The sequence below is a fragment of the Salinisphaera orenii subsp. orenii MK-B5 genome (assembly GCF_003788635.1).
Classification (GTDB): Bacteria; Pseudomonadota; Gammaproteobacteria; order Nevskiales; family Salinisphaeraceae; genus Salinisphaera; species Salinisphaera orenii.
Genome location: NZ_AYKH01000005.1, coordinates 43,407 through 62,367, shown reverse-complemented (window position 1 = coordinate 62,367; position 18,961 = coordinate 43,407). Strand labels below are relative to the sequence as shown.

The following is an 18,961-nucleotide window of genomic DNA, read 5'->3' as shown; positions in this document are numbered from 1 at the left end:
ATTCTATCCAAGCGTCGTGCGGGCGCCAGAGGCGGCCGAACGACCGATTCCGTAGTATGCAAACCCGGCCTGCGCGACGTACGACGGTTTGTAGATGTTGCGGCCGTCGACCAGCACCGGCGTGTTCATCAGCCCCGCCAGGGCATCGAAGTCCGGCGTGCGAAAGATATGCCATTCGGTGACCAGCACGAGCGCATCCGCGCCGGTGGCCGCCGTCTCGCCGTCCGTGCACAGGGTCAGGTCGTCGCGCTCGCCGTAGATGCGTCGCGTCTCGCCCATGGCCTCGGGGTCGTAGGCGCGCACCCGCGCGCCCGCCGCCCAGAGCGACTCCATGAGCGTGCACGCCGGGGCCTCGCGCATGTCGTCGGTGTTCGGCTTGAAGGCCAGCCCCCACAGCGCGATGGTCTTGCCGGTCAGGTCGCCGCCGAAGTGGTAGCGGAGCTTGTCGAACAGCACGCTCTTCTGGCGATTGTTGACGCGCTCGACCGAGTTGATGATCTCCGCCTCGTAGCCCAGCTCCGCCGCGGTCTGGCCGAGCGCCCGCACATCCTTGGGGAAACAGGAGCCGCCGAAACCGCAGCCCGGGTAGATGAAATGGTAGCCGATGCGATGATCGGCACCGATCGCCCGCCGGACCTGCTCGATATCGGCGTCGACCCGGTCGGCGACCTGCGAGAGCTCGTTCATGAGACTGATCTTGGTCGCCAGCATCACGTTGGCGGCGTACTTGGTCAGCTCCGCAGAGCGGATGTCCATGACGATCGTACGGTCGTGCTGGCGATTGAAGGGCGCGTAGAGCGCGCGCAGATGCTCGGCCGCGCGCTCGTTGTCGACGCCGACGACCACGCGGTCGGGCTTCATGAAATCGTCGATCGCCGCGCCTTCCTTGAGGAACTCGGGGTTGGAGGCGACATCGAATTCGACGTCGACGCCGCGCTCGGCCACGGCCGATGCGAGCTGGGCGCGCACTTTGTCGGATGTCCCGACCGGCACCGTCGACTTGGTGATCACCAGACGATAGTCGTTCATGTGCTCGCCGATGGTCTGGGCGACCTTGAGCACATACTTGAGGTCGGCGCTGCCGTCCTCGTCCGGCGGCGTGCCCACGGCGATGAACTGCAGCGTGCCGTGTGCCACGGCATCGGCGGCGTCGGTGGTGAAGCGCAGCCGGCCGGAGGCGACGCTCTCGTGCACGATCTGCTCGAGCCCGGGCTCGTAGATCGGGATCTCCCCGCGCGTCAGGCGCGCGATCTTGTCCTCGTCGATATCCACGCAGACCACGTGATTGCCGCTATGTGCCAGACAGGCACCCGTGACCAGGCCGACGTAGCCGGTTCCGAAGATCGTGATGCGCACCGCTGCTTCCCTGTCCGTTGGAAAAACCCGACCGCGGATTATGCGCACGCACAACGACGGATGCGAGGACACGCACGCTGCGGCCATAAAAAAGGCCAGGCAATCCGCCTGGCCTCGTCATGTCTGGTGGGCGGTGCTAGGTTCGAACTAGCGACCCCTGCCGTGTGAAGACAGTGCTCTACCGCTGAGCTAACCGCCCGATCGCAAGACGCGGGAGTGTATGCGTCCGCCGCGCGCCGGTCAACGTAAACATGGCCGCGCCACCCCTTGGCCGATGCTAGAATCCCCGCCACACGAGCGCCCGACCCAACGCCGCGACAGGAGCGTGCATGCAACTCATCGATCTCCAGGCCCAGTATCAGCGCATCAAGCCGGATGTCGATGCGCGCATTCAGGCGGTCCTCGATCACGGCCGCTACGTCATGGGGCCGGAGATCGAGGCGCTGGAAAGCCGGCTCGCCGATTACGCGGGCATCGAGCACTGTGTGGCCCTGTCCAGCGGCACCGACGCGCTGCTGGTCACCATGATGGCGCTGGACATCGGCCCGGGCGACGAGGTCATCACATCGCCGTTCACCTTCATCGCCACCGGCGAGATGATCGGCCTGCTCGGCGCCACGCCGGTGTTCGTCGACATCGATCCGGCGACCTACAACATCGACGCGACCCAGATCGAGGCCCACGTCAGTGAACGCACCAAGGCGATCATGCCGGTCAGCCTGTTCGGCCAGATGCCGGATATGGACGCGATCAACACCATCGGCGAGCGCAACGGCATCCCGGTGATCGAGGACGCCGCCCAGAGCTTCGGCGCGACCTACAGCGGCCGGCGCTCCTGCGGCGCATCGAAGCTGGCGGCGACGTCGTTCTTCCCCGCGAAGCCGCTGGGCTGCTACGGCGACGGCGGCGCCGCGTTCACTTCCGACGCCGATCTCGCCCAGCGCATGCGCGAACTGCGCAATCACGGCCAGGACGCGCCGTACCACCATCCGCGGCTGGGCATCAACGGTCGCCTCGACACCATCCAGGCCGCGGTTCTGCTGGCGAAGATGGAGGTCTTCGACGACGAGGTCGCACGCCGGGCCGAAGTCGGCGCGCGCTACGACAACAAACTCGCCGGGCTGGCCAAGACGCCCGTCGTCGCCGACGGCTGCACGAGCGTCTACGCCCAGTACACGATCGAGGTCGAGGACCGCGATCGCGTGCGCGCGGCACTCAACGAGGCCGGCATCCCGAGCGCGGTCTACTACCCGGTCCCGCTCAATCGCCAGCCCCCGCTGTATTCAGACGTCGCCATTCCGCAGTCGGAGGCGGCCGCGGCGCGCGTGCTGAGCCTGCCCATGCATCCCTACCTCGACGAGGCGGATCAGGACCGGGTCGCGCACGCACTGGCGGAAGCTGTCGGAAAATAATTTCGGAAGAGACTTGGCACGGCGCAACCAAGTCTCTATAATTCGCGCCTCGCAACGGTTACGGGGCCATAGCTCAGCTGGGAGAGCGCAACACTGGCAGTGTTGAGGTCGGCGGTTCGATTCCGCCTGGCTCCACCAAGTCCCCATCGTCTAGAGGCCTAGGACACTGCCCTTTCACGGCAGCGACAGGGGTTCGAATCCCCTTGGGGACGCCATTGTTGCATAGGGCGCTACCCAGCCCTCCTTCGCGGCACCGCGTCGAACTCGATCCTCTAGACTCCGCTGCAGTCGCTGCAATGTCGCCGGCTCGCGCGACCAGGACCGCTCCGTCTACGATATGAGACAGCGGGCGACAAGCTATTCGGCTGAGCCGGCAAGATTCCTCCCCGAGACGCGCCCGCTGCAGGCGAACCATAGCCGCCATGGTGTCTCGACTGTCTCTCGACAGCTCCCGCGGACATGTCATTCCCGCTATCTCGCCAATCTGCGTATTTCTCCGGAGAGACGGCTCAATAGCGGACAATTATTCTATACTCGCTTCCTTGGTGCAGGAATCTAGTGCGTGCTCTTGCCCCGCCTCCCCTGGCCTGCATCTCGGAAGCACCTTCTTTCGCCGACCGCCGCAGCGGCGGTCGGCTTCCTCGCCCGGCTCATGACGACGCGCGTTCGATACGGCGCAGTCGCTGCATCGCCAGCGTGCCGATCAACGGTCCGACGGCCAGCAGGGCGAATGCCGGCAGCCAGCCCCAGGCGGCGTGCACCATCGGGATCAGCCAGAGCGCGGGCACGGTCAGCAGGTAGCCGATCGCCAGCTGGAGCGTCAGCGCGGTGCCCACATAGGCCTGGTTGCCGAGCTCCGTAATGACGGTCGAGAACTGCGCCGAGTCCGCGACCACCCAGAATCCCCAGACGAGCCCGACGACGAGCACCACCGGCCAGGGCAGCCACTGAACCAGGCCGATGAGCACGGCGCAGCCGCCGGATATGATCATCGCCACCATCGTCGCCGTGCCACGGCCCCAGGCGTCGCCGAGCACGCCGCCGATCCAGCAGCCGACGGCCCCGATGCCGATCACCGCGAAGGTCGCGATCGCGCTGCCGACCAGCGGCGCCGCGACCTCCTGCCGCGTGAGCACGTCGCCGAAGAACACGCCGAACCACGCCCACATGGCGTACAGCTCCCACATGTGTCCAAAGTAGCCGATACAGGCCAGGCGCACAGGTCGGTCCGAGAACACCCGCCACGCCTGACGCGGGTCGAAGGGCGCGCGCGGAAAATCGAACGGGCCGTCGCTGCCGACGTACTCGGCGATCACGCCGCCCGCCAGCGTCAGCGCGGACGTCAAAGCGATCACGACGCGCCAGTCCAGACCGCCCAGACCGTTGACCAGATGCGGCGCGGCCGACCCCAGGGTCAGCGCGCCCACCATGATGCCCAGCGCGGTGCCGCGCTTGACCTTGAACCAGGTCGCCATGGCTTTCATCGCCGGCGGGTAGACGCTGGCCAGCGCAAAGCCGGTGATCGCGCGCAGGGCGATGGCCGCGGCGACACCGGGCTCCACGAGCAGCAGGGCATTCGCCAGGGCCGCGATAGCGCCGCCGTAGAGCATCAGCCGACGCGGAGCGATGCGGTCGGCGACGTTGAATACGGCGGAGGCGAGCGCGCCGGCGACGAAACCCACCTGCACCGCGATCGTCAGCCACGCCGCCTGCCCGGCCGACAGCGCCCAGGCGTCACGCAGCTGCGGTACGACCGCGGTCGCCGAAAACCACGTGGTCATGCCGCAGAGCATCGCCAGGGCCAGCACGATCAGCGCGGACCAGCGGCCGGGCGGATCCACCGGCGCTGCGGTTGCATCAGTCGTCATATCGCCCGCACACCGGCCGAACCGCCGCGCGCCTGCGGATGATTCCCGAATCGCCTGCCGTCATCATGGGTCATGACTCCTCCGTGGCATCTGTGGTGTCAGCCGCGGCGGGCGCGGCGTCCCGATTGACTGTACTGATCGGTCCAGCCGAATGCGAGCGCCGATGCTATCCGGCGGCCGGCGAGGAGGGATTCGACGGTTCGTCCCACCCCCGCAAACCGTCGAGGAGCATGTCGCAGAAGGCATCCGCGATCGCCTCGGGCGTTTGCGCCCCGTCCGGGCGCAGCCAGAGATAGCCATAGTGATGCATGCCGAGCACGGCCTTGACGGTGAGCGTATCGACATCGCGAAAGACGTCCGCCGCCGCACCGGCGCTCAGAATGCGCGCCCAGACGCGTTCGTAGTCGCGGTGCAGCGCCAGCAGCGTGCGCCGATTGTCTCCGGTCACCGCGTGCATCTCCCGAAAGCAGACGGTGAGTTCGTCCCGATCGTCGGCCACGCTGCGCATCACGACCCGGGAAAAGCGTCGCAGCCGTGTCTCGGGCGCCATGGGCACATCGAGCAGCGCGCGCCCCTCGACGACCAGGGCCCGCAGGTAGCGGGTCGTGATCTCGAAGAGCAGTTCCTCCTTGTTGCGAAAATAATGATAGAGCGAACTCCGCCCGAGCCCGGTGGCCCGTTCCAGGTCGGCCATGCCGGTGGCGTGGTAGCCCTGCTGGGCGAACAGCCGCGCCGCCACGGCCAGCAGATAAGCGCGGTTGTCACGTCCGGCGGCGGTATTCATGCCTGTTGACCCGGTGCGGGGCGCCGCGATGCAGCGCCGTTTGACGATGCGGCGAGTCTATCGCAGAGGCCGCACCTGACGGTCACGGGCAATCAGAGGTCGACAGGCCGACATACGCCGCGCTAGCGTAAATGCCAACCCTTCAACACGGCCCACCCATGGACTACTCCCGACCGAGTCAGGTCGACGAAGACGCCTATCGCGGCGTACTCGAGACCTACCGCTGCAACGAGGCCGATCAACTCACGCGCCTGCTCGACATCGCCGAACGCGACCGGCAGACCACGCAGCGCATCGAGGCCGATGCCGCCGCGCTCGTGCGCGCCGTCCGGGAGGCCGACGAGCACGGCAGCGGCATCGACGCCTTCATGCACGAATACGAGTTGTCGAGCCAGGAGGGTGTGGTCCTGATGTGCCTCGCGGAGGCGCTGCTGCGCATCCCCGATGACGCCACGGTCGACAAGCTCATCGACGACAAGATCGGCGGCTCCAACTGGGAGTCGCATCTGGGCGAATCGCGCTCGTGGTTCGTCAACGCCTCCACCTGGGGGCTGATGCTCACCGGGCGCATCCTGCGCTACGAGGATTCACCGCAGCGCAATTTCCGCAGTGTGCTGCAGCGCCTGGTCAAGCGCAGCGGCGAGCCCTTCATCCGCCAGGCCGTCAGCCGGGCGATGCGCATCATGGGCAAGCAGTTCGTGATGGGCCGCACGATCGACGAAGCGATCTCCAACGCCCGTTCCCTCGAAAGGCGCGGCTATACCTACTCCTACGACATGCTCGGCGAGGCCGCGCGCACCGACGCCGACGCGCAGCGCTACTACGACGACTATCATCGCGCCATCGAGGCTTGCGGCGGCGCCAGCCGCGAGCTCGGCCCGGAGAAATCGCCGGGCGTGTCGGTCAAGCTCTCGGCGCTGCTCGCCCGTTACGAACTCGCCCATCGCGAGCGCGTGCACCGGGAGCTGCTGCCGCGGCTGCTCAAACTCGCGCGCCTGGCCGCCGATAAGAACATCAATCTGACCATCGACGCCGAGGAGGCCGCCCGCCTCGACCTGTCGCTGGAACTGTTCGCCTGCGTGTCGCAGGAGGACGATCTGGCCGACTGGCAGGGCCTCGGGCTGGCGCTGCAGGCCTACCAGAAGCGCGCCCTCGACGTCATCGACTGGCTCGCGGACCTTGGCCGCCGTCACCAGCGCCGCATCATGATCCGGCTGGTCAAGGGCGCCTACTGGGACACCGAGATCAAGACCGCGCAGGAGGCCGGGCTCGACGACTATCCGGTGTTCACCCGCAAGACCAACACCGACGTGTCGTTCCTGGCCTGCGCGAACCGCATCCTGGCGCACGACGATGTTTTCTACGGCCAGTTCGCGACCCACAACGCCCATACCCTGGCCTACATCCGTCATGCCGTGGGCGAGCGTACCGACTACGAATTCCAGCGCCTGCACGGCATGGGCGAAGCCCTCTACGAGCAGATCGTGGAGAAGGGCGACCGACGTGCGCCCTGTCGCATCTACGCCCCGGTGGGCGCGCACGAGGATCTGCTGGCCTATCTCGTCCGACGGCTGCTGGAAAACGGCGCCAACAGCTCCTTCGTCAACCGCGTGGTCGACGAGAACGAACCGGTCGAGGACATCGTCGCCGATCCGGTGACCGCCGCCCGCCAGCAGACCGAGGCCCGCCACCCGCGCATTCCCCTGCCCCGCGATCTCTACGGCGAGCGCCGGCCGAATGCGCGCGGCATCGACCTCACCGACGTCCGTGCGCTGGACGCACTGGCCCGGGGCATGCGCGAAGCCGATGCCCGCGTCTGGCATGCTGGCCCGGTTATCGGCGGCCGTCTACGCGGCCCGTCCGACGGCGGCAAGACCGGATCCGACGATCGCGCCCAGCCGGTCCACTCGCCGGCCGACACCGAACACGTCGTGGGCGACGTGGTCTGGGCCGGGGCCGACGACATCGAGGCCGCGCTCGCTTCGGCCGCGGCCGCCGCCGACCGCTGGGATGCGACCCCGGGAACCGAGCGCGCGGCCTGTCTGCGTCGCTACGCCGACCTGCTGGAAACCCATATGCCCGAGTTGATCGCGCTGTGCGCGCGCGAGGCCGGCAAGCATATTCCGGACGGCGTGGCGGAAGTGCGCGAGGCGGTCGATTTCTGCCGCTACTACGCCTGTCAGGTCGAGGACGAGTTCTCCGGCGAAATGCCGCTGCCGGGGCCGACCGGCGAACGCAACACCTACCGCCTGGACGGCCGCGGCGTGTTCGTCTGCATCAGCCCCTGGAACTTTCCGCTGGCGATCTTCACCGGCCAGGTCGCGGCCGCCCTGGCCGCCGGCAACGCCGTGATCGCCAAGCCGGCGGAGCAGACCTGCCTGATCGGCGCCCGCGCGGTCGCGCTCATGCACGAAGCCGGCATCCCGGGCGACGTCCTGCATCTGCTGCCCGGCGACGGCCCGAGCGTCGGCGCCAAGCTGGTCACCGATCTCCGCGTGGCCGGGGTGGCCTTCACCGGCTCGCTGGCCACGGCCAAGGCCATCAACAAGTCACTGGCCGAGCGCGACGGCCCGCTGATCCCGCTGATCGCCGAGACCGGCGGCCAGAACGCCATGATCGTGGATTCATCGGCACTGATCGAGCAGGTGGTCGCGGACGTCATCAAGTCTGGCTTTCAGAGCGCGGGCCAGCGCTGTTCGGCGCTGCGGGTGCTGTATGTGCAGAACGACATCGCCGACACGCTGCTCACGATGCTCTCGGGCGCCATGGCCGAACTATCGGTCGGCGATCCGTGGCGGCTGTCGACCGACGTCACCCCGGTGATCGACGCCGAGGCGCGCGACGCGCTGATCGACTATGCCGACAAGGCCGGCAAGACCTACGAATCGATCTACACCTGCCGGCTCGGCGAGGACACGCGCCGCGGCACCTTCGTCGCCCCGCGCGCCTTCGGGCTGAAGAACGTGGACGAACTCGGCGACGAGCAGTTCGGCCCCATCGTGCACGTCGTACGCTTCGAGGCCGACGAGATCGACGAGGTCGTCGACGCCATCAACGGCCTCGGCTACGGCCTGACCTTCGGCATCCACAGCCGCATCGACACCACGGTCGAGCGAGTGTTGCGGCGCATCAAGGTCGGCAACGCCTATGTCAACCGCAACATGATCGGCGCCGTGGTCGGCGTGCATCCGTTCGGCGGCGAAGGCCTGTCCGGGACCGGCCCCAAGGCCGGCGGCCCGCATTATCTGCACCGCTTCGCCACGGAACGCGCCGTCAGCCGGGATACGACGGCCGCCGGCGGCAACGCGTCGCTGATGTCGCTGGAGGAGGACGAGCCGGCCGACAACACGCTGATCACGCCCGAGCCCCAGCGTTACGCCCGTTGAGCGTGCCCGGCATTTAACCGGCACGCATCACGGCCTCGGATGAGTGATTCGGGGCCGTGACTTCGTGCGCCTGAGTGGATGTAACGCCACCCCGGTCCAGCACGATGCCCGGCGTGAGTCGGGCGGACCCCATCCCCGTAGCCCGAAGGCACCGCGCGTACGCGCTTCGCTGGTTGGGCAGCGGCGGGTCGTGCGCGAGGTACCATCCGCCACGGCCTTTCGCGCCGTGACGGATAGTCCTATAGGCGTGTCGCGCTAGGCTCGGTCCGCCTCGAGCGGGCGGAATTCGCCGCTCGACTCGGTCGCCAGGCTGACGGCATAGATCGCGATCCAGGCGACGATGAAGCCCGGAATGATCTCGTAGATGCCGTCCCAGCCGAAGAACGAACTGTTCCAGCCGAGCTGTATCCAGACGATCACGGTCAGCGCGCCGGCAACCAGCCCCGCGACCGCGCCGCTACCCGACATGCGCGGCCAGGTCAGCGACAGGATGATGAGCGGTCCGAAGGCCGCGCCGAAGCCGGCCCAGGCGTTGCTGACCAACCCGAGGACCTGGGAATCGGGATTGCTGGCAATGAACACGGCCGCCAGGCCGACGAGCAGCACGCTCAGGCGACCGATGAGCACCGTTTCACCCTCACTGGCGTTCCGGCGCAGAAACAGCCGATAGAAATCCTCCGTCAACGAGGATGAGGCCACCAGCAGCTGGCTGGAGATCGTGCTCATCACGGCCGCGAGCAGCGCGGCGTAGAGAAAGCCCGTGATCAACGGATGGAACAACAGGTCCGCGAGCACGATGAAAATGGTCTCGGCGTCCTCGACCTGCACACCGTTGCGCTCGACATAGGCCCGGCCGAACACGCCGAGGGCGACCGCGCCGATCAGCGATACCGCCATCCACGTCATGCCGATATTGCGTGCCTTGGGCACCTCCGAGATGGAGCGGATCGCCATGAAGCGGACGATGATGTGCGGCTGACCGAAATAACCCAGCCCCCAGGTCACCGCGGAAAGAAAGCCGATGATCGACAATCCTTCCGTCCAGGAGAGGAAATTCGGATCGACGCCGGCCAGCGTCTGGGAGGCTTGGTCGAAACCGCCGCCCCCGCTGCCGAAAAGAACCACCACGGGCATCAGGACCAGCGCCACCATCATGATGCAGCCCTGACAGAAGTCGGTCAGGCTCACCGCCAGGAAGCCGCCGACGACCGTGTAGGTGAGCACGATGCCCAGCGTCAGCCAGATACCGACGGCGTAGTCGCTCATGATGTCGGTATCGATGACGCCCCCGAAGGCGCTCGTGAACAGCTTGCCCCCCGCGACCAGCCCCGAGGCGGTGTAGACCGCGAAGAAGACGACGATGATGACCGCCGACACCGTCCGCAGCGCCATCGCGCGGCTAGGAAAGCGGTTGGAGAGAAACTGCGGGATCGTCAGGCTGTTGTCGTAGCGCTGGGTCTGTTCCCGCAGGCGCGGCGCCACGATGATCCAGTTGGCGAACGCGCCGACGAACAATCCGATGCCGATCCAGGCCTCGACCAAGCCCGACGCGTAGAGGGCGCCGGGCAGACCCAGCAGCAGCCAGCCGCTCATGTCCGAGGCGCCCGCGGACAGCGCCGCCACGGACGGGCTCAGATTGCGCCCCCCGAGTATGTATTCCTCCGACGAGGACGTGGACTTGCGCCAGGCATAGAAGCCGATGCCGAGCATCAGCGCGAAATAGCAGATCAGACTGATCCAGATGCCGATTGCCATGATTCCCCCTTGAGCGACTGAATAATGTCTTTTGAACAGTTACACAGTTGGTCACGGGTGTGAAGGTGCCGACGACCGCCGCGCACCGCCGCCCCGACCCGAGCCGGGGCTTCGGCGTCGACCACGAAGCGGACCGCGAGGGCGTGCATTCGCATTGCCACGGGCTTCCATCCAGGCTCGGAATCGATCGATCCGGCACATTCGAGGCGGGCCGGAACCGACGCGACCCGGGCCGAACGGGCGTCATCGACGATGGATTCATGGCACATGCGCCGATCCCGTGCGCGCGCATCGAGACGTGCCGCCCCGCCCGGCCGAGCGGTCGCACCTTGCGACATCGCCTGACAGTCGACGCGTCACGGCTCGGTTCGGCGAGGCGCGTCGCGGTTGCATCGTTCGGATACCGGCGGCGGTGGCCGGCGCGGTCAGATACCGTCGTCCTGGCCCACGCGCTGGCGAATGAAGGCGGCCGTATCGGCCAGCGCGCCGCCCTGCGCGGCGACGAGCCGCGCGCCGGCGGCACCGGCGTCGCGGCCCGCATCGGACGCATCGAACCAGTCGGCGAGCACCGCGGCCAGCGCCTCGGGGCCGGACACGACCTGCAGCGCGCCGGTCTCGGCCAGCGCGTCGACGATATCGCGCCAGTCCTCGATATGCGGCCCCACACAGATCGGACGGCCGAGCGCGGCCGGCTCGAGCACGTTATGGCCGCCGATGCCGGCCACCAGACTGCCGCCGACGAAGGCGGCGTCGGCCGCGGCGTAGAAATCCGGCACCTCGCCGAGCGTGTCCGCGAGCACGACGTCCGTGTCCGCGGCCACCGCCGCACCGCCGCTGCGACGCACATAGCGCCACGAGCGCGCCGCCAGCAGTTCGGCGACCCCGTCGAAGCGCTGGGGGTGGCGCGGCGCGAGTACCAGCAACGCCTGCGGGTGCTGCCGGCGCAGGCGCTCGAACGCCTCGAGCACGATCGCCTCCTCGCCCTCGTGGGTACTCGCGGCGACCAGAATCGGGCGCCCTTCGGCCTGCCAGCGGCGGCGAAGCGCCGGCCCCTCGGCCAGACGCGCCGACAGATCCGGCACATCGAACTTGAGGTTGCCGGTGACGGTCACCGTCTCGCTGCGGGCGCCAAGCGCACGAAAACGCTCGGCGTGGGTTTCGCTGATCGCGCCGATGCCGGCCAGCCGACGCAGCGTGGCGCCGACGAGTCCGGCGATCGGCGGCGACCGATAGCGCGTCGCGGAGCGCGTCGACACGCTCGCGTTGACGATCATCATCGGCACATCGGCGCGCTCGGCGGCGGCGATCAGATGCGGCCAGAGTTCGGTTTCGGCGACGACGCCGAACGCGGGGCGTACGATACGCATGAAACGCCGGGTCGCCCCGACCGTATCCAGCGGCAGGTAGCGCACGCGCACCGTATCGCCGAAGCGCCCCCGCGCGCGTTCGCGGCCGGTGGGGGTCACGGTCGTGAGCAACACCGCCCGATCCGGCCACTGCGCGCGCAGGGCGTCGACCAGCGGCGCGATGAGCACGACCTCGCCCACGGAGGCGGCGTGCACCCAGATCGGCCCGCCGGCGAGCGGCGCGCCCCGGCCGAGCCGCTCGCCCCAGTGCGCGCGATAACCCGGCTCCCGCCGACCGCGCCAGTGGAAATAGACGAATGCCAGCGGCAGCGCGATCGCCGTCGCCAGCCGATAGACCGCGCGGGCGAGCACGTCAGTCCGCCTCGGCCGGGCCGCTCGCGTTCATGCGCTCGATGATGGCGGTGGTGGAGTAGCCCTCGACGAAATCCAGTATTCGGACCTCGCCGCCGGCCGCCCGCACGCACTCGCCGCCGGCGACCTCGTCGGGCCTGTAGTCCCCGCCCTTGACCAGAACGTCCGGCTCGAGACGACAGATGAGGCGCTCGGGCGTGTCCTCGGAGAACGGCACGACCCAGTCCACCGCCGCCAGCCCCCGCAGCACCTGCATGCGGTGGCCGAGATCGTTGAGCGGCCGGGCCGGCCCCTTCAGACGGCGCACCGAGGCGTCGTCGTTGACCGCCACCACCAGACAGTCGCCGAGCGCCCGCGCCGCCTCGAGATAGGCGATATGGCCGGGATGCAGCAGATCGAAGCAGCCGTTGGTCATGACCACGCGCTGGCCGTGGGCGCGGGCGTCCGCGAGCAGCGCGACCAGGCTGTCCTCGTCCACGAGACCGACGGCACCGCCCTGCATGGCGTGGGCGGCGCGCTCGAGCTCGGCGATCGACGCGGTGGCGGTGCCCAGCTTGGCCACGACGATGCCGGCGCCCAGGTTCGCGATGGCTGCGGCGTCGCCCACCTCGAGGCCGGCGCCGATGCCGGCGGCCAGAAGCGCGATGACGGTATCGCCGGCACCGGTGACGTCGAACACTTCCCGGGCCTGGGCGGGCAGATGCAGATGCCCCGCGGCCGAGAACAGGCTCATGCCCTTTTCGCTGCGCGTGACCAGCAGCCCGTCGACGGCGAGATCGACGCGCAGGCGCTCGGCGCGTTCGACCAGGGCGTCGTCGTCGTCGCCGGCCGCGCCCGCGACCGCCTCGAATTCGGTCAGATTCGGCGTGATCAGGCTCGCGCCGGCATAGCGCTGCCAATCCCGTCCCTTGGGATCGACCAGCACGGGGATGCCCCGGCGCCGGGCCGCGGCGATCAGCGCCTGCACATCGGCGAGCGTGCCCTTGCCATAGTCCGAGCACACGACCACATCGGTGCCCGCCAGGGCCTGCTCGTAGCGCTGCATGAGCGCGTCGCGCTCGAAGGCGCCGTCGAGCGCGAAGGATTTCTCGAAGTCCAGCCGGATCAGCTGCTGACTTCGGCTCATCACGCGCAGCTTGGAGACCGTGGGATGCGAGCCACTTTCGAGCAGCAGCGGCTCGACGCCGGCGCCCGCGAGCAGACCGCGCACCGCGGCTCCCGGTTCGTCGTCGCCAATCACGCCGATGAGCCGCGTGACCGCGCCAACGCGCGCCAGGTTGAGCGCCACGTTGGCCGCGCCGCCCAGACGACGCTCCTCGTCGCCGATGCGCACCACTGGCACCGGCGCTTCCGGCGAAATACGGCCGGTGTCCCCGTACCAGTAGCGATCCAGCATCACGTCGCCCACCACGAGCACGCGGGCCTGATCGAACGGGGGGATGGTCAGCATGCGCGCTTTCGCCGGCCGGACAATTCGCGCATCATACAAAGCCTGCCGGATGCTGTGTAGCGCAGCCGGCCGTGTTTTTCCTGTCGTTTTCGCCTATGACCGCATCCCGGCCGTGCCGGCAGGCCGACCGTGGCTGACCCGGCCAACACCCACGGCGACGCCCTGAAGCGCCCCCGCCACTGGCCGAGCTGGCTGGTGATCGGCATCGGCTGGCTCGTCACCCAGCTGCCCTATCGCCTGCAGATGGCGATCGGCCGGGCGCTGGGTCGGCTCGGCTACCACGTCATCGGCGCGCGCCGGCAGGTCGCCGCCATCAACCTGCGGCTGTGCTTCCCGGAGCTCGGCGAAGCCGAACGCGCCCGCCTGCTGCGCGAACATTTCGCCTCCGTCGGCATGGGCGCGATCGAGACCGGGCTCTGCTGGTGGGGCGACCAGGCCAAGATCGACGCGCTCGCCGAGGTCGAGGGGCTCGAACATCTGGAAACCGCGGCGATGCGCGGCCGCGGCATCATCCTGCTGTCGGCGCATTTCACATCGCTGGAGCTCGGCGTGCGCATGGCCAAGCCGCACCTGCGCGCGCTCGGCTATCGCACGACGGCGATGTACAAGCCGCCGCACGACCCGGTCATCGATCACGTCATGCGCACGCGCCGGGAGGCCCACATCGGCGGGGCCAGCATCCCCGACGACGACATGATGGGCCTGCTCAAGGCGCTCAAGCACAAGGATGCGGTCTGGTACGCCGCCGACCAGAAGGCCGGCCGCCGCCACGGCATGCTGGTCGACTTCTTCGGCCAGCCGGCCCAGACCCACGTCGCCATCAGCCGGCTCGCCAAGATGACGCGAGCCACGGTGGTGCCGTTCTTCACCCTGCGGCGTGCCGACGGCCGCGGCTACCGCCTGATCATCCAGGCCCCGCTGGACGACTTTCCCGGCGCCGACGAGGCCGAGGACGCGCTGCGCATCAATCGCATCATCGAGACGGTGATCCGCGAGGCGCCGGCACAGTACTTCTGGCTGCACCAGCGCTTCAAGCGCAAGGGGCACGACCCCTACCGGGCGGCGAACACCGACGCATAGCCGCCCCGCAGCGCCGACCAGTCGCCTTCGGCGAAATGGAATTCGGCAAGGCCGTCGGCGCACTTGTCCAGCGATCGCTTGAGCCGCGCCAGATTGGCTTGCCGCCAGCGGCCGGGCGCGCGCCGGCGCGCCTTGTCGAAATCGATCAAGTGAAACGCGTCCGCGGCGTCGATCAGGATGTTGCGCGCGTTCAGATCGGCGTGATCGATGCCGGCGCGATGAAAGCGCGCCAGCACCCCGCCCAGACGCTGCCATTCGGTCGCCGGCAGCGGCGCCATAGCCAGCCGATCGGCCAGCGGCCGGCTCTCGACCAGCGCCGCGGTGATCACGTCGCCGCGATAGAAGCCGCCGCGCCGGACGGCCCGGGCGGCCACCGGCGCCGGCACGGGCAGATCGTCGGCCCGCATGGCCGCGAGCAGTCGCAGTTCGGCGATCGGGCGCAGACGCGCGGCGCCCGTCCACAGGAAGCGATCGTGGTTGAGGCGCGCCAGCGCCCCACCGCGGCGATTGTGGCGCAGCACCCAGGGCGCGCCGTCCAGCCCGTCGACAAAATAGGCCGCGCCGCGCCCCGCCGCCTCGCCGCGCACCGCCCCACGCGAGCACCACCAGGCGGGATCGAACAGGCGCGCGTCGGCGTCGACCACCCGCGCCGGGTCCCAGGCCAGGTGCTGGCCGTCAACGACCGCCGTGGCCAGCGTCACGGTCGGGACACCGCGGCGGGCCTCAGACGTAGGTGAGCCAGTCGGCGTGATCGTCGCGCTTGCCGCTGACCTGATCGAAATAGCGCGCCTGCAGCGCTTCGGTCACCGGACCGCGCCGGCCCTCGCCGATGGTGCGGTCGTCGAGTTCGCGCATGGGCGTGACCTCGGCGGCGGTACCGGTCAGAAACGCCTCGTCGGCGATGTAGACTTCGTCGCGGGTGATGCGGCGCTCGACGCACTCGATGCCCATCTCCCGCGCATAGGTCAGGATCGTGCGGCGGGTGATGCCGTCCAGGGCGCTGGTCAGATCCGGCGTGATCAGCACGCCGTCGCGCACGATGAACAGGTTCTCGCCGCTGCCCTCGGAGACGAAGCCGTCGCAGTCGAGCAGCATCGCTTCGTCGTAGCCGGCCTTTTTGGCCTCGGTCACCGCCAGCATCGAGTTGAAGTACGGGCCGTTGGCCTTGGCCTTGGTCATGGCCGAGTTGACGTGGTGGCGGGTGAACGACGACGTCTTCACGCGGATGCCGTTGACCATGTTGTCCTCGCCGAGATAGCTGCCCCAGGTCCAGGCCGCGATCATGACGTGGCTGGACAGCGATTCGGCGTGCAGCCCCATGCCTTCGGAACCGTAGAAGATCATCGGCCGGATATAGGCCGACTCCAGCCCGTTCTCGCGCAGGACCTCGACCTGCGCGGCGTTGAGCTCGTCCTCGGAATACGGCATGGGCATGCCCAGGATCTTGGCCGAACGACAGAGCCGCCGCGTGTGCTCGGCCAGGCGGAAGATCGCCGTGCCCCGGCTCGTATTGTAGGCGCGTACGCCCTCGAAGGCGCCCATGCCGTAATGCAGCGTGTGCGTGAGCACGTGGACCTTGGCCTCGCGCCAGTCCACGAGCTGGCCGTCGAGCCAGATCTTGCCGTCGCGATCGGCCATCGTGGTCATGGGCAGTCTCCTGTCGTTGTCGCCTGACGGCGGAAAGGCCCGCTATTTGACCACAGCGCGCCGCCCGCCGGCCAGCGGCTCATCAGCAGGCTGCAGCGTCCGCGGCCACACCGGGAATCACGACCTGCCAACGCGCCCTCACCGATCGCGCCGCCGCTCGCAACCATGGACAGCCGGGGACGGATGGGCGGCTACCGCGGTCGAAACCGTTGGCGCGCCGGATCGGTCGACTGCGGCACGACCCGTCCAATGGCCTATCCGGATCGATCGAACCGCCCCGCGATCGCGCGTCGCCGCCCACGCCTTTCGGCCGGCACCACCGCACGCCCAGCACTGCGGCTCGCGGGAACCCGCCGGGTTACGGGCAGTCGCCGGCGCGGTCTCGCGGGACGCGGTGACCGGCCCTAAACCGTCAGCGCGTGTCGTTCGAGCCAGTCGAGATAGTCGGGCACGCCCCGCTCCACCGGCCGGAACGTGCCCGGATAGCCGGCGGCCCGCAGTGCGCTCATGTCGGCCTCGGTATAGCTCTGGTAGCGCCCGACCAGCGATTCCGGAAACGGGATGTAGCGACGCGCGCCGCGGCCGTGCCAGGCAATGACCGCATCGGCGACCTCGTTGAAGGTCTGGCTGCGGCCGGTGCCGCAGTTGAAGATGCCGGACACGCCGGGATTGTCCAGCAGCCAGAGATTCACCGCCACACAGTCGTCGACGTGGATGAAGTCGCGGCGCTGCTCGCCGTCGCCGTAGCCCTCGGCGCCCTCGAACAGCCGGCATTCGCCCTCGGCCGCGATCTGGCGCGAAAAATGTCGCGCCACGCTCGCCATGCCGTCCTTGTGCTGTTCGCGCGGGCCGTAGACGTTGAAATAACGCAGCCCCGCGACCTGCGACTCGACGCGGCCAGCGTTGGCGCGCACGTACTGGTCGAAGGCGAACTTGGAGAAGGCGTACATATTGAGCGGCCGCTCGGCCGAACGCTGCTCGACGAAGTGCGGCCCCATGCCGTAGACCGACGCCGACGAGGCGTAGAGGAACGGCACGCCGCGGGCCGCGCACCAGTCGTGCAGGCTCTTCGAGTAGCGGTAGTTGCGCGCCATCATGTAGCGCCCGTCCCACTCCGTGGTGGCCGAGCAGGCGCCCTGATGGAACACAGCGTCGATGTCCCCCAGCGCATCGCCGCGTTCGACGCGCGCCAGCAGATCGTCGTACTCGAGATAGTCGGCGAAATCGAGATCGGCCAGATTCAGGCACTTGCGGCCGTCGGCCAGATCGTCGACCAGCAGTATGTCCGAGCGGCCGCGTGCGTTGAGCCCGGCGACCAGATTGCTGCCGATGAAACCGGCGGCACCCGTGACGATGATCATTGTGTATCTCCCGGACCCGCCGGCGCACCGGACCGGGCCTCGTTCGTCCCATCGAGATCGAGACCGAGCTCGCGGTAGAGCGCCACGTAGCGATCGGCCATCGCGCGCGGAGTATACGCGAGGACCTGTTCCCGACCCGCCGCGGCCAGCCGCGCCGCCAGCGACGGATCGGCCCGCAGCCGGCTCAGGGCGGCCGCGAGCGCGCTCGGGTCGCGCGGCGGCACGAGCAGTCCCGTGCGTTCGTGGGCGACCAGTTCCGGGATGCCGTCGACCGCGCTGGCCACGATCGGCAGCGACGCGCGCATGGCATCCAGCAGTGTCGAACCGAGCCCTTCGTGCACCGAGGGAAAGGCGAACAGGTCGAAGGCCGCGAGGTAATCGCCCACGTTGTCGACCTGGCCGGCGAAGCGGATCGCCTCGCAGCCGGCGGCGGCCTCGCGCAGCGCGGCCTCGTCGCGGCCGCCGCCCACGAGCACGAAACGCCAGCCGGGCTCACGGGCGGCCAGCGAGCGGGCCGCGGCGATCAGATCGTGCTGGCCTTTCTGGCTGTCGTCGAGCGCGCCGACATGGCCCACGATGCAGTCGCCGCCGAATCCGGCCCGCAGCGCCGCGGCCTCGGCCGCGTCGACCTGCAGTTCGCCGGCCGCGCTCGGGATACGCACCGTTGCCAGCCCCGGCAGATGATCTTGCATGACCCGCCCGATGGCGTGCGAGAGCACGACCACGGCGCGCGCCCGGCGATACATCCGCCGCGTCAGCCAGCTGCCGCTCGGGCGGTTGTCCACCCGCCGCGTGATCAGATATTCGCAGCCACCCAACACGTGCGCCGCGTGGGCCAGATGCGCCCCCTTGCCGTCGTGCGCATGCAGGAGCCCGCCGCGCAGTGCCCGCGCGTGGCGTATGAACGGCTTGCGGATGGGGCGGCGCTCGAGACCGGGGACATCCGCGAGGCGGCTCACCAGCGGTTGACCCTCGCGCAGCACGATGCGCTGGGCGATGCCGCGTTCGGCCAGCGCCCGGACGAGCAGTTCCGTCTGACGCTCGCCGCCGCGGAATCCGCGCGCGAGATTGATGTGGGTCAGCGTCATGCCCGAGACGCGACCGCGACACCCGGCCGGCGCTCGATCGGGGCAGACGATGGCCG

At 68.9% G+C, this 18,961-nt stretch carries 12 protein-coding genes, 3 tRNA genes and 1 pseudogene; 5 read left to right on the top strand and 11 right to left on the bottom strand.

Annotation, left to right across the window (positions count from 1 at the left end; translation table 11 throughout):
* Window positions 1–3: 3 nt before the first annotated feature.
* Window positions 4–1,356, bottom strand: coding sequence for a UDP-glucose dehydrogenase family protein (locus SAOR_RS03970; RefSeq protein ID WP_123630319.1), 1,353 nt, complete (start codon window positions 1,354–1,356; stop codon window positions 4–6).
* A gap of 124 nt (window positions 1,357–1,480) precedes the next feature.
* Window positions 1,481–1,555 (bottom strand) — tRNA-Val (locus tag SAOR_RS03965).
* A 121-nt stretch (window positions 1,556–1,676) separates the two neighbouring features.
* Here SAOR_RS03965 and SAOR_RS03960 point away from each other — a divergent pair.
* The 3 genes and pseudogenes from SAOR_RS03960 to SAOR_RS03950 form a co-directional block, all read left to right on the top strand.
* Window positions 1,677–2,768 (top strand): annotated as a pseudogene (locus tag SAOR_RS03960) (DegT/DnrJ/EryC1/StrS family aminotransferase); the annotation flags it as partial.
* 62 nt (window positions 2,769–2,830) lie between these two features.
* A tRNA-Ala gene (locus SAOR_RS03955) sits at window positions 2,831–2,906 on the top strand.
* A 1-nt stretch (window position 2,907) separates the two neighbouring features.
* Window positions 2,908–2,983 (top strand) — tRNA-Glu (locus SAOR_RS03950).
* A gap of 435 nt (window positions 2,984–3,418) precedes the next feature.
* Here the strand turns inward: SAOR_RS03950 and SAOR_RS03945 are convergent.
* The gene (locus SAOR_RS03945) at window positions 3,419–4,636 is read right to left on the bottom strand and encodes an MFS transporter (RefSeq protein WP_123591311.1); all 1,218 of its coding nucleotides are present in this window, start codon (window positions 4,634–4,636) and stop codon (window positions 3,419–3,421) included.
* A 166-nt stretch (window positions 4,637–4,802) separates the two neighbouring features.
* Window positions 4,803–5,420, bottom strand: a complete 618-nt coding sequence (locus SAOR_RS03940) for a TetR/AcrR family transcriptional regulator (protein WP_123630317.1) — start codon at window positions 5,418–5,420, stop codon at window positions 4,803–4,805.
* Window positions 5,421–5,578: 158 nt separating this feature from the next.
* Between SAOR_RS03940 and putA the strand changes: the two genes are divergently transcribed.
* A complete protein-coding gene (gene putA, locus SAOR_RS03935) occupies window positions 5,579–8,806 on the top strand; it encodes a bifunctional proline dehydrogenase/L-glutamate gamma-semialdehyde dehydrogenase PutA (protein ID WP_123630316.1) in 3,228 nt (1,075 codons plus the stop codon).
* 255 nt (window positions 8,807–9,061) lie between these two features.
* On the opposite strand, the gene putP is transcribed toward putA, so the two are convergent.
* The 3 genes from putP to hldE form a co-directional block, all read right to left on the bottom strand.
* A complete protein-coding gene (putP, locus tag SAOR_RS03930; protein ID WP_123630315.1) occupies window positions 9,062–10,561 on the bottom strand; it encodes a sodium/proline symporter PutP in 1,500 nt (499 codons plus the stop codon).
* Between the two features lie 425 nt (window positions 10,562–10,986).
* Entirely contained in the window at window positions 10,987–12,279 is a 1,293-nt protein-coding gene (waaA, locus tag SAOR_RS03925; protein ID WP_123630314.1) for a lipid IV(A) 3-deoxy-D-manno-octulosonic acid transferase, read from the bottom strand.
* Window position 12,280: 1 nt separating this feature from the next.
* Window positions 12,281–13,729 carry a bifunctional D-glycero-beta-D-manno-heptose-7-phosphate kinase/D-glycero-beta-D-manno-heptose 1-phosphate adenylyltransferase HldE gene (gene hldE / locus SAOR_RS03920; RefSeq protein ID WP_123630313.1) on the bottom strand — a complete coding sequence of 483 codons (1,449 nt, stop codon included), beginning with the start codon at window positions 13,727–13,729 and terminating at the stop codon, window positions 12,281–12,283.
* Window positions 13,730–13,858: 129 nt separating this feature from the next.
* Between hldE and SAOR_RS03915 the strand changes: the two genes are divergently transcribed.
* Entirely contained in the window at window positions 13,859–14,809 is a 951-nt protein-coding gene (locus SAOR_RS03915) for an LpxL/LpxP family acyltransferase (RefSeq protein ID WP_123630312.1), read from the top strand.
* Here SAOR_RS03915 and SAOR_RS03910 read toward each other — a convergent pair.
* The 4 genes from SAOR_RS03910 to SAOR_RS03895 form a co-directional block, all read right to left on the bottom strand.
* Window positions 14,782–15,510, bottom strand: a complete 729-nt coding sequence (locus SAOR_RS03910) for a 3-deoxy-D-manno-octulosonic acid kinase (RefSeq protein WP_185015534.1) — start codon at window positions 15,508–15,510, stop codon at window positions 14,782–14,784. The genes SAOR_RS03915 and SAOR_RS03910 overlap by 28 nt on opposite strands.
* Before the next feature lie 22 nt (window positions 15,511–15,532).
* Window positions 15,533–16,456, bottom strand: a complete 924-nt coding sequence (locus tag SAOR_RS03905) for a branched-chain amino acid transaminase (protein ID WP_123630310.1) — start codon at window positions 16,454–16,456, stop codon at window positions 15,533–15,535.
* A gap of 404 nt (window positions 16,457–16,860) precedes the next feature.
* Entirely contained in the window at window positions 16,861–17,817 is a 957-nt protein-coding gene (gene rfaD, locus SAOR_RS03900) for an ADP-glyceromanno-heptose 6-epimerase (RefSeq protein WP_123630309.1), read from the bottom strand.
* Window positions 17,814–18,905: a glycosyltransferase family 4 protein gene (locus SAOR_RS03895; protein WP_123630308.1), complete on the bottom strand. Its 1,092-nt coding sequence runs from the start codon at window positions 18,903–18,905 to the stop codon at window positions 17,814–17,816. The genes rfaD and SAOR_RS03895 overlap by 4 nt, the downstream gene beginning before the upstream one ends.
* Window positions 18,906–18,961 lie beyond the last annotated feature (56 nt).

Bases quoted from the DNA above. Each gene is read 5' to 3' on its own strand.
- putA (WP_123630316.1), top strand. From the start codon at position 5,579: ATGGACTACTCCCGACCGAGTCAGGTCGACGAAGACGCCTATCGCGGC.
- SAOR_RS03940 (WP_123630317.1), bottom strand. From the start codon at position 5,420: ATGAATACCGCCGCCGGACGTGACAACCGCGCTTATCTGCTGGCCGTG.
- hldE (WP_123630313.1), bottom strand. From the start codon at position 13,729: ATGCTGACCATCCCCCCGTTCGATCAGGCCCGCGTGCTCGTGGTGGGC.
- SAOR_RS03895 (WP_123630308.1), bottom strand. From the start codon at position 18,905: ATGACGCTGACCCACATCAATCTCGCGCGCGGATTCCGCGGCGGCGAG.
- rfaD (WP_123630309.1), bottom strand. From the start codon at position 17,817: ATGATCATCGTCACGGGTGCCGCCGGTTTCATCGGCAGCAATCTGGTC.
- SAOR_RS03905 (WP_123630310.1), bottom strand. From the start codon at position 16,456: ATGACCACGATGGCCGATCGCGACGGCAAGATCTGGCTCGACGGCCAG.
- putP (WP_123630315.1), bottom strand. From the start codon at position 10,561: ATGGCAATCGGCATCTGGATCAGTCTGATCTGCTATTTCGCGCTGATG.
- SAOR_RS03945 (WP_123591311.1), bottom strand. From the start codon at position 4,636: ATGACGACTGATGCAACCGCAGCGCCGGTGGATCCGCCCGGCCGCTGG.